The sequence below is a fragment of the Nocardiopsis codii genome, from assembly GCF_036327455.1.
Taxonomy (GTDB): Bacteria; Actinomycetota; Actinomycetes; order Streptosporangiales; family Streptosporangiaceae; genus Nocardiopsis; species Nocardiopsis codii.
The window spans coordinates 60,444-70,503 of sequence record NZ_JAUZMY010000033.1 but is presented as its reverse complement, the minus strand read 5'-3'; the positions used below and the strand labels follow the sequence as shown (position 1 = coordinate 70,503).

The following is a 10,060-nucleotide window of genomic DNA, read 5'->3' as shown; positions in this document are numbered from 1 at the left end:
GGGGGGGGGGCGGGTCCGCCGTCTCCGGGGGCCCGCCCCACGGGCGGGTCCGTCCTTCCGACGCCGGTGTCCCGCGACCAGGCCCCCGGGTGTGACCCCCGGCATATCGATTACGCCACGGAACCGCCCCGGGACACGTTGTCCCGTTTACGACTTGTGTCACACCCCTTACATTCATGCGGACTGAACGGGCGGTCTCCGCCGCACACGAAGGAGGGGTCGGTGGCAGCCACCGAACAACGCAGGGCGACCTGGAAGCAACTCGGACCGGGCATCGTCGTCGCGGCCACCGGTGTCGGCGCGGGCGACATGGTCGCCACCCTCATCGCGGGAAACCGCTTCGGATACGCCCTCCTCTGGGCGACCATCGTCGGCTGCCTGGTGAAGATCTCCCTGGCGGAGGCCGCCGGCCGCTGGCACCTCGCAACCGGGCGCACCATCTTCGACGGTTGGAGCGGCCTCGGGAAGTGGACCACGGTCTACTTCGCCCCCTACATCGTGGTCTGGGGCTTCGTCTACGGGGCGAGCGCCATGACCGCGACGGCCCTGCCGCTGGCCGTACTCCTGCCCGTCCTCCCGCTGGAGCTGTGGGCGGTGCTGGCGGGCGTCTCGGGCCTGGCGATCGTCTGGTTCAACCGGTACGCGGTCTTCGAGAAGATCATGACGTTCCTGGTGGGCGTCATGTTCGTGACGGTGGTGGGCCTGGCCGTCTACGTCGGCCCCGACATCGGAGCGACGTTCCGCGGACTCGTCCCCCTGCTCCCGGAGGGGTCCGTGTTCTACACGATGGGCCTCGTCGGCGGCGTCGGAGGCACCATCACCATGGCGGCCTACGGGTACTGGGTGAACGCCAAGGGCTGGCGCGACTCCGGCTGGATGCGGATGATGCGCCTGGACAACCGCGTCGCCTACGTCACGACCGGCATCTTCGTCGTCGCGATGCTCATCGTCGGCGCCGAGCTGCTGTACGCCAGCGGTATCGCGCTGGAGCAGGGCGACCAGGGGCTCCTCCAGCTGGGCGACATCCTGCGCGACCGGTTCGGCGGGTTCGTGGCGACCGCGTTCCTCATCGGCTTCTTCGCCGCCGCCTACTCCTCCGTCATCGGCGTGTGGCACGGCGTGAGCCTGCTCTTCGCGGACTTCGTCAACCACGTGCGGGGACGCACCAACACCGAGCCCGGGGAGAACGAGAAGGGCTGGGCGTTCCGCGGCTACATGCTGTGGCTGACCTTCCCGCCGATGCTCCTCCTCCTGGTGGGCAGGCCGTTCCAGCTGATCATCGCCTACGGTGTGCTGGGCGCGTTCTTCATGCCGTTCCTGGCGTTCACCCTGATGTGGCTGCTCAACTCGTCGCGCACCCCCCGGGAGTGGCGCAACGGCTGGATCAGCAACACCGGGCTGGCCCTGGCGGGCTCGCTCTTCGTGGTCCTGTGCGTGTACGAGCTCTACGGGATCGTCAGCGGGTCCTGACCCGCCCGGTCGCGGGTCGGCCCCCGGAGCGCGTGCAGCGCCCCGGGGGCCGTCCGTTTCCACCGCCGAGGGCCGGGCGGGCGGACCCCACGGCCCGGCCGCCGCCCCCGAGTCCCCGCCGCGGTCCGGCCCGCGCGCCACCCCGCCGCCGGTCGTGCGGCCGCGTGCGGTGTCACCCGGCGCGTGCGATCGCGATGGTCGCCCCCAGGCGGCTCCCCGCCTCGTAGAACATGTACTGCGTGCCCCCGTCGGACCCGAACGACGGCGCCGCGCTGCGCCCCGAGTCCGGCGGTCCCGCCAGGGGGGTGTGCACCACGCCCAGGTGGTCGCGCCGGGAGAAGTCCCGGCCGACCTCGGTGAGGCGGATGTCGCCGCGGTCGGTGTGGTAGGCGACGTAGGTGCTGCCGCCCCGCTCGACGAGGTGGGGGCCGGACAGGTCGGACACCCCCACGGCGGAGTGGGAGATCAGCGGCTGGGGGTCGAAGTCGAAGGTGATGCCGTCGGCGGACCACCCCCACCCGATGGAGCGGTTGTTACCGGTGCTGTTGCGCATGAACACCATCACGTAGCGCGAGCCCCGGTCGGGCAGGGGGTGCTCGAAGACCCGCGCGTAGGAGGCCTCCGTGGTGCCCGGCACCATCGCCGTGGTGAGCACGGTGCCCTCGTAGTCGAAGGTGATCCCGTCGCGCGAGCGCGCCAGCCGAGTCGTGGTGTTCTCGCCGTGGAAGTACAGCCACATCTCGCGGTGCTCGGCGTTCCACATCACGTGCGGCGACGACACGTGGCTCACCGAGTAGTGGGGCGACCAGGTGCGGGACACGATCGGATTGCCCGGGTGCTCGGTGAACGGGCCGTTCGGGCTGTCCGCGTACGCGAGGCAGATCCCGCCGGGGGCGTCGTGCGGGGCGTAGTAGAGCAGGAAGCGCCCGGGGGCCGCGGGCAGCCTCCCGGCGGTCCCGCGCAGGCAGGGGAAGATCAGCTCCCCGGTGGGGTTGTAGGCCAGCGACGAGGTGTCCAGCGCCTCGCGCAGGAACCTGTACCGCGGCAGGACCGAGGCGGCGCGGGACGCGCCGGCGGGAGCCGGTGAGAGGAGGCCGGGCGCCAGGAGGGCTCCGGCCGCGGCGGCTCCGGCGCCCAGGAGCGCTGTCCTGCGGCCGACACCTGTGGGTTCGGTGGAGGGGGAGTGTGCGTCGGACATGACGGTTCCCTTCCGGAGCGGGTCGGGGGGTGCTCCGAAACCCAGAGTTTTCACCAGGCACGATGCGCCGGTCAAGGACCTAATACGTATTAGTGAAACCCTTCGGTCATCGGCAGGAAATCCCGTCGACACCTCTTGACATATCGCGTGGCGCAGCTCACAGTCATGGACTAATGCGCATTAGAACGCCGTATCAGAGGAGGAACAGGTGACCGACGCAAGCCGGACGGAGAGGCCCGCCGGGCGCCGACGGCCCCGCCAGTCCGACATCGCGCGGGTCGCGGGCGTCTCCCAGGCCGCCGTCTCCCTCATCCTGCGGGGGACGCCCTCCGGCATGGCACTGGCCAAGGAGACCCGGCAGCGGGTCCTCGACGCGGCGGAGGAGCTCGGCTACGTCCCCGACCCCGTGGCCACCAGGCTCGCCTCCGCGAGGAACGCGATGCTCGGCCTGTACACCTTCAGCACCACGTTCCCCACCGACGTCGCCCACTCCTACTACCCGATCCTGGCCGGGGTGGAGGAGGAGGCCGGGGCGCAGGGGCAGGACCTCATCCTGTTCACCGGTTCGGCCCGCGCCGCGGCACGGGCGGACGACCCGGCGGCGGTCCGGCGCGTCCGGGTCGCCGACGGCTGCCTGTTCTTCGGACGCCACGTACCGGAGGAGCCCATCCGGCGCCTGGCCGAGGACGGCTTCCCGTTCGTCTACATCGGCCGGCGGGACGAGCCCGGCATCCCCTACGTCGGCGCCGACTACGTCTCGGCGTCGGCCGACGTCGTGGCGCGGCTCGCCGCCGCGGGCCACCGCGAACTGCGCTACCTGCGCGAACACGATCAGGCCCCGGCTTCGGACGACCGGCAGGAGGGTGTTCTGCGGGGCGCCCGCGCGGCCGGTATGGACACCGCCGGCCTCGTCGCCCGCACCGACGGCGGCGACCTGGACACCCTGCTGCGGCGCTGGCTGGACGAGGGCGTCACGGGCGTCGTCGTCGAGCAGACCGACACCGGGGCGGCCCTGGCCGGGCTCGGGGCCGCCGTCGACAGGGCCGGGCTGAGGTGCCCGCAGGACCTGTCCCTGGCCGTGCTCGGCGCGGCCACCGGAACCCGGGGCCGCGCCCCGGGGGGCGGGGCCGCGTTCAGCGGGTTCGACGTGCCGATGCGCGAGATGGGCCGCGACGCGGTCCGGCTGCTGCTGGAACTGATCGCGGGCGCCCCCGGAGGAGCCACCCGGCGCCTGCTGCCCTGCGAACCGGTGGAGGGCGGCACCGTCGCCGCGCCCCGGTCTGCGAAGAAGAACACCTGAGAGGCACACGATGACCGAGACCCGTACAGAGATCCTCGTCGTCGGCGCAGGGCTTGGCGGAGTGGCCGCCGCCCTGGCCGCCGCCGACTCCGGCCGCCGCGTCGTCCTCACGGAGGAGACCGACTGGATCGGCGGGCAGCTCACCTCGCAGGCGGTCCCGCCCGACGAGAACCCCTGGATCGAGCAGTTCGGCGCCACCGAGACCTACCGCCGCCTGCGCGACGGCATCCGCGACCACTACCGGCGCGCCTACCCGCTGCGCGCGGAGGCCGCCGCGTCCCGCACCCTCAACCCCGGTGCCGGCCGGGTCAGCAAGCTCTGCCACGAGCCGCGGGTCGCCCTGGCCGTCCTGGAGGAGATGGTCGCACCGCACCGCGCGGCCGGGCGCATCACCGTGCTCGCCAGACACCGCCCCGTGGAGGCGCACACGGACGGGGACCGGGTGACCGCCGTCGTCCTGGAGGACGGGGAGGGCGGGAGGCACACCGTCGGCGCCGACTACGTCCTGGACGCCACGGAGAACGGCGACCTGCTCCCGATGGCGGGGATCGACCACGTCACCGGCGCCGAGGCGCGGTCGGAGCACGGTGAGCCGCACGCCCCCGAGACCGCCGACCCCGCCAACCTGCAGGGCATCACGTACTGCTTCGCCGTCTCCCACCACGAGGGCGAGGACCACACGATCGAGCGCCCGCGCATGTACGACTTCTGGCGCTCGTACCGCCCCGACTTCTGGCCCGGCCCCCTGCTGGGCTTCTCCGCGCCCGACCCGCGCACCCTGGAGCCCTCCGAGCGGACGTTCGTCCCCAACCCCGACGTGGACCCCCTCGCCGTGGACGCCGACCAGAGCGCCGACGCCGGGGACAAGGAGCTGTGGGGCTTCCGCCGCATCCTCGCGCGCGGCATGCACAGCCCCGGGGCGTTCGACTCCGACATCACCCTGGTCAACTGGCCGCTCAACGACTACTGGCTCAAGCCCGCCCTGGAGATCGAGGGAGTGGTGGACGCCGCGACCGTCGGCGAGGCCCACGAGGAGGCGCGCCAGCTGTCCCTGTCGGTCCTGTACTGGCTCCAGACAGAGGCGCCGAGGCCCGACGGCGGCGCCGGGTACCCGGGGCTGCGCCCGCGGCCCGACATCACGGGCGGGGAGGGCGGCCTGGCCAAGGCCGCCTACGTGCGCGAGTCCCGCCGTATCAGGGCGGTCACCACCGTCACCGAGCACGACGTGTCCCTCGACCTCGTCGGACCGCACGGCATCGTCCGGCGCCACGACTCCGTCGGCATCGGCAGCTACCGCATCGACCTCCACCCCTCCACGGGCGGCGACACCTACGTCGACATCGCCAGCGTCCCGTTCGAGATCCCCCTCGGCGCGCTCCTCCCCGCCCGGGAGACCAACCTCCTCCCCGCCGCGAAGAACATCGGCACCACCCACATCACCAACGGCTGCTTCCGGCTGCACCCCGTCGAGTGGAACATCGGCGAGGCGGCGGGAAGGCTCGCCGCCTTCGCCCTGGAGCACGGCACCACGCCGCACGCCGTCCGCGACAAGGCCGAGCTCCTGGAGTCCTTCACCGCGCTCCTGGAGCGCACCGGCGTCGAACGCCACTGGCCCGACGTCCGCGGCTACTGACGCCCGTCCGGCGCCGCCGTCCGCACCCCGCCCGGAGGGCGGCGCCCCGCACGACCCACTCCCCACGCACTCCCCGGAAGGGGCCACCATGAGCGACCCGACCCCGCCTCCCGCCCGCGATCCCGTACGCGTCGGCATCGACGTCGGAGGGACCTTCACCGACGCCGTCGCCGTCAGCGCCACCACGTTCGCGCTCCTGGGCCAGGTCAAGGTGCCGACCAGCCACGACCACGCCGACGGTGTCGCCCACGGCATCATGACCGCGCTGGAGCGCCTGCTCGACGACATCGGCGTCAGCGCGGACGACGTCGGGTTCCTCGCGCACGGCACCACCCAGGCCACCAACGCCCTCCTGGAGGGCGACGTCGCCACCATCGGCATCGTGGGGATCGGCACGGGCTACGACGCGTTCGCCACCGGCCGGCTGCGCTCCCTGGGCAAGCTCAAGCTCGACTCCGGGCACCCGCTCCCGGTCCGCTACACCGCGCTCCGCGACCCCGAGGACGCCGGGGCGGCGCTCGCCGGCGTCGACCGGGTGCTCGCGGAGGGCGCCGAGGTCGTCGTCGCGGTCGAGCCCTTCAGCGTGGACGACTCCCGGGGGGAGGCCGCCGTCCGGGCGGCCGCCGAGGTCCGGGGCGTCCCCGTCACGGCCACCCACGAGATCACGCAGCTCTACGGCCTGGGCAAACGGGCCCGCACCGCCGCGCTCAACGCCGGGGTGATGCCGCGCATGCTCCAGACCGCCGACCTCGTCGAGAGCAGCATCGTCAAGGCCGGGGTGAGCGCGCCCCTGATGGTGATGCGCTGCGACGGCGGGGTCATGTCGCTGGCCGAGATGCGCCACCGGCCCCTGCTGACGGTGCTCTCCGGCCCCGCGGCCGGGGTCGCGGGCGCCCTCATGGGGGAGAAGGTGAGCGAGGGCGTCTTCCTGGAGACGGGCGGCACCTCCACGGACGTCAGCGTGATCCGGCGCGGCCGCGTGCAGATCCGGCACGCCGAACTGGGGGGCAAGGAGACCTACCTGTCGGCCCTGGACGTGCGCACCGTCGGCATCGGCGGTGGCTCCCTCGTCCGCCTCGGCGGAGGCGACGCCCCGGGCGGCGCCTCCCTGACCGACGTGGGGCCGCGCAGCGCCCACATCGCGGGCCTGCCCTACGCCTGCTTCGCCGACCCCGCCGAACTGGACGGCGCCCGCCTGGTCCGGATCAGCCCCCTGGCGTCCGACCCGGCCGACTACGCCGTCCTCGACAACGGCGTACGGCGCTTCGCGCTCACGGTCACCTGCGCGGCCAACGCCGCGGGGCTGGTGCCCGAGGGGGACTACGCCCGCGCCGACGCCGGTGCGGCCCGCGCCGCCCTCGCCCCGCTGGCCGCGGCGCTCGGGGTCGGTGTGGACGAGGCAGCCCGCGCCGTCCTGCACCGGGCCACCTCGCGCGTCAGCGCCGTCGTGGACGCCCTCACCCGCGACTACGGGCTCGACCGGCAGGTGTGCACCCTCGTCGGAGGAGGGGGCGGCGCCGCCACCATCACTCCCTACCTGGGCGAACGCATGGGCCTGGACGCCCGCATCGCCGCGCACAGCGAGGTCATCAGCCCCCTCGGCGTCGCCCTGGCCCTGGTCCGGGAGTCCGTCGAACGCATCATCCCCGGGGCCACCCACGCCGACGTGCTCGCCGTCCGGGCGGAGGCCGAGCAGGCGGTGCTCTCCCAGGGCGCCGACCCGTCCGGGGTGGAGGTCGACGTCACCGTCGACCCTCAGCGCAACCTCGTCACCGCCGTCGCCACGGGCGCCACCGAGCTGCGCACCAAGGACCGCACCGCCGTCACGGACGCCGCGGCGGCCCGCTCCGCCGCCGCGGCCAGCCTCGGCGCCGACCCCGCGTCCGTCACCGAGTACGCCTCCAATGGCCAGTACCGGGTGTTCGGCGTGCTCCGCCGCCCCGGGGGCCTCTTCGGGCGGTTCGCGCGCGAACGCGCCCACGTCCGCGTCGTGGACGCAGAGGGCGTCGTGCGGCTGCACAGCGCCGACGCCACCGTGGACACCCTGACCGCCTCCGAGGCCGAGGGGCGGCTCAGGGACCTCGTGGCCGAACGCACCAGCTACGGCGACGGAGGTGCGGTCCCGCCCGCCGTGTGGCTCCTGCTGGGCCCCAAGCTCGCCGACCTGTCGGGGGTCATGGACCCCGGGCACCTCCTCGCGCTCGCCGCCACCGAGATCGCCCGCCGCGGCCCCGACGAGTCGGTGGTCGCCCTGATGGAGAGACGCCGATGAGCGGGCCCGACCACCCCGAGCCGGCCGGAGCTCCGCAGGGCCCCGGCCCGGGCGGCGAGTACGCCCGCATCGCGGCGGCGTCCGACGAGGACCTCGCCGCCGAACTCCTCGCCCTCACACCGACGCACGAGGGAAGGGACCGGGACCAGTTGCGCGCCTGGGCGCGCGTGGCCCTCGGCTTCGGCCGGGAGCTGGCCGACACCGCCGGCGCCCCTGCGCCCGGGGACCCCGCGCGGCCGGAGGCCGAGGTGACCGACATGGCCACCGGGGGGCTGCGCCGCGACGAGGTCCTGCTCGCGGAGTACCTCCACCGGGCGGCGGGGGACCGGGTGATCGTCTACGCCGACGCCCTCGACTACGCCCGCGGGGTGGCCGAGGCCGCCGGGTGGGGCGGGGACTACCCGCGCCCCGCGCTGCGCGAGGCCGCGCTCGCCCACGAGGAGGCCCACCGCATGCTGCACCGGGGCCACAGCCGTGAGCTGCGCCGCCGGCTCGACCACACCGTGCTGCGGTGGGGGCCGCTGCGGGTGCGCGGGCACATCGTCGGAGCCGACGAGATCGCCGCCCACGCCTACGCCGGACGGCGCGGGGCGCTCCGCCGCAGCCCGCTCGCGCTCACCGCCGCCATCGCCGCCACCCTCGCCCACCGGGGCACGGACCACCACGGACCGGGCCCGCGAACCACCCCCGGAGACCGCCCGTGACCGCCTTGGGAATCCTTCTCGCCATGGCCGTGGGCGTCGGCCTCATGCTGACGCGCCGCCTCCCCACCGCCTTCGCCCTCGTCCTGCTCTCCGTCGCCATCGCCCTGATCGCGGGGGCGCCCCTCACCGGGGAGGAGGGAAGCGTCGTCGGCACCGTCGTCCAGGAGGGCGCTCCGCGGCTGGCCGCCACCATGGTCGCCATCCTCCTGGGCTGCTGGCTGGGCACGCTGATGTCGGAGGCGGGGATCGCCTCGACGCTCGTCCGCAAGATCGTGGAGTTCGGCGGCGAACGCCCCTCCGTGGTCGCGGTCGGGGTGTTCCTGGTCGCGATCCTGTGCGGGAGCATCACGGGGTCGGCCCCCGCGGCGATGCTCGCCGGCGTCGTCGGCATCCCGGCGATGATCGCCGTCGGGGTCACGCCCACCGTGGCGGCGGGCACGGTCCTGGTGGGCATCGCCGCCGGGCTGCCCCTGGAACTGATCAACTGGCAGTTCCTCTCCGACGCCATCGGCGTGCCGGTGTCCACCGTGCAGCACTTCCAGCTGCGGATGTTCCCGATCGCCCTGGTCGGCGGGCTGGCCTACATCCTCGTCGAGATGCGCCGCAAGGGCGCCAGGCACACCTGGGCCGTGCGCGTCCCCGCCACCGCCGGGGGCGGCGGTCCGGACCGCCCCCGCACGCGCCGCGAACGCGCCGCCGACCGCCGCCGCCGACGCGGGGACGCCCCCTGGTACGCGCTCGTCACGCCGCTCGTCCCGATCGTGCTGGCGCTGGGGCTGGAGATCCCCATCGTGCCTTCGCTGATCGCGGGCGTCGTCTTCGCGCTGGTGACCGCCGTGCCCTGGCGGGACATGACCACCACCGCGCTGCGGACGCTCTACCAGGCGTTCGACGTGGCGGCCCCGCCGATCGTCCTGTTCATCGCGATCGGGATGCTCCTCGCCGCCGTGAACCTGCCCGGTGCGGTCGCGGCCCTGAGCCCGGTGGTCACCGCGATCAGCCCGAGCAACCCCTGGCTGTTCGTGCTGGTCTTCGCCCTGCTGGTGCCCCTGGCCCTCTACCGCGGGCCGATGAACATCTTCGGCCTCGGCGCGGGCGTGGCCGGGGTGCTCATCTCCGGCGGCATCTACCCCGCCCCGGCGGTCCTGGGCCTGATGGCCTCCTACGGCCAGGTCCTGGGCGTCTCGGACCCCACCAGCACGCAGACGGTGTGGGCCTCGCAGTACGCCGGGGTCCGCCCCGAGCGCTCCATGCTCTCCACCATCCCCTACACGTGGATGATCGCGATCGCGGGCCTGGTCCTGACCTCGGTCCTCTACCTGCTCTGACGCGGGGTGCCGGGTGCGGTCGGGGTACCGTCCGCACCCGGCACGCACCGCCGATCCGAGCCGCCCGCGCCGTGTTCTGCGGCAGCCGCTCGGGGCGGTGGTCACGATCGTCGCGTGGAACGGCTCCGTGCCCCGGGCGGCCGGCGGCGCCGCCG

The 10,060-nt window shown here is 74.1% G+C and carries 7 protein-coding genes; 6 read left to right on the top strand and 1 reads right to left on the bottom strand.

Features of this window, described 5'->3' with window-relative positions; all coding sequences use genetic code 11:
• Positions 1-222: 222 nt before the first annotated feature.
• Complete coding sequence (locus Q8791_RS26260; protein ID WP_330094487.1) at positions 223-1,470, top strand: Nramp family divalent metal transporter; 1,248 nt, start codon at positions 223-225, stop codon at positions 1,468-1,470.
• A gap of 172 nt (positions 1,471-1,642) precedes the next feature.
• Here the strand turns inward: Q8791_RS26260 and Q8791_RS26255 are convergent, their stop codons facing one another.
• Positions 1,643-2,668 carry a glycoside hydrolase family protein gene (locus Q8791_RS26255; RefSeq protein ID WP_330094486.1) on the bottom strand — a complete coding sequence of 342 codons (1,026 nt, stop codon included), beginning with the start codon at positions 2,666-2,668 and terminating at the stop codon, positions 1,643-1,645.
• Between the two features lie 208 nt (positions 2,669-2,876).
• Here Q8791_RS26255 and Q8791_RS26250 point away from each other — a divergent pair, with 208 nt between their 5' ends.
• The 5 genes from Q8791_RS26250 (at position 2,877) to Q8791_RS26230 (ending at position 9,905) form a co-directional block, all read left to right on the top strand.
• A complete protein-coding gene (locus tag Q8791_RS26250) occupies positions 2,877-3,968 on the top strand; it encodes a LacI family DNA-binding transcriptional regulator (RefSeq protein WP_330094485.1) in 1,092 nt (363 codons plus the stop codon).
• Between the two features lie 10 nt (positions 3,969-3,978).
• Positions 3,979-5,601, top strand: coding sequence for an FAD-dependent oxidoreductase (locus Q8791_RS26245; RefSeq protein WP_330094484.1), 1,623 nt, complete (start codon positions 3,979-3,981; stop codon positions 5,599-5,601).
• Positions 5,602-5,689: 88 nt separating this feature from the next.
• Positions 5,690-7,873: a hydantoinase/oxoprolinase family protein gene (locus Q8791_RS26240; RefSeq protein WP_330094483.1), complete on the top strand. Its 2,184-nt coding sequence runs from the start codon at positions 5,690-5,692 to the stop codon at positions 7,871-7,873.
• Entirely contained in the window at positions 7,870-8,577 is a 708-nt protein-coding gene (locus Q8791_RS26235; protein WP_330094482.1) for a hypothetical protein, read from the top strand. The genes Q8791_RS26240 and Q8791_RS26235 overlap by 4 nt, the downstream gene beginning before the upstream one ends.
• A complete protein-coding gene (locus Q8791_RS26230) occupies positions 8,574-9,905 on the top strand; it encodes a transporter (protein ID WP_330094481.1) in 1,332 nt (443 codons plus the stop codon). The genes Q8791_RS26235 and Q8791_RS26230 overlap by 4 nt, the downstream gene beginning before the upstream one ends.
• Positions 9,906-10,060: the final 155 nt, after the last annotated feature.

What these genes read in the sequence shown, in the direction of transcription:
- Q8791_RS26255 (WP_330094486.1), bottom strand. Translation starts at nt 2,668, where the DNA reads ATGTCCGACGCACACTCCCCCTCCACCGAACCCACAGGTGTCGGCCGC.
- Q8791_RS26235 (WP_330094482.1), top strand. Translation starts at nt 7,870, where the DNA reads ATGAGCGGGCCCGACCACCCCGAGCCGGCCGGAGCTCCGCAGGGCCCC.
- Q8791_RS26240 (WP_330094483.1), top strand. Translation starts at nt 5,690, where the DNA reads ATGAGCGACCCGACCCCGCCTCCCGCCCGCGATCCCGTACGCGTCGGC.
- Q8791_RS26245 (WP_330094484.1), top strand. Translation starts at nt 3,979, where the DNA reads ATGACCGAGACCCGTACAGAGATCCTCGTCGTCGGCGCAGGGCTTGGC.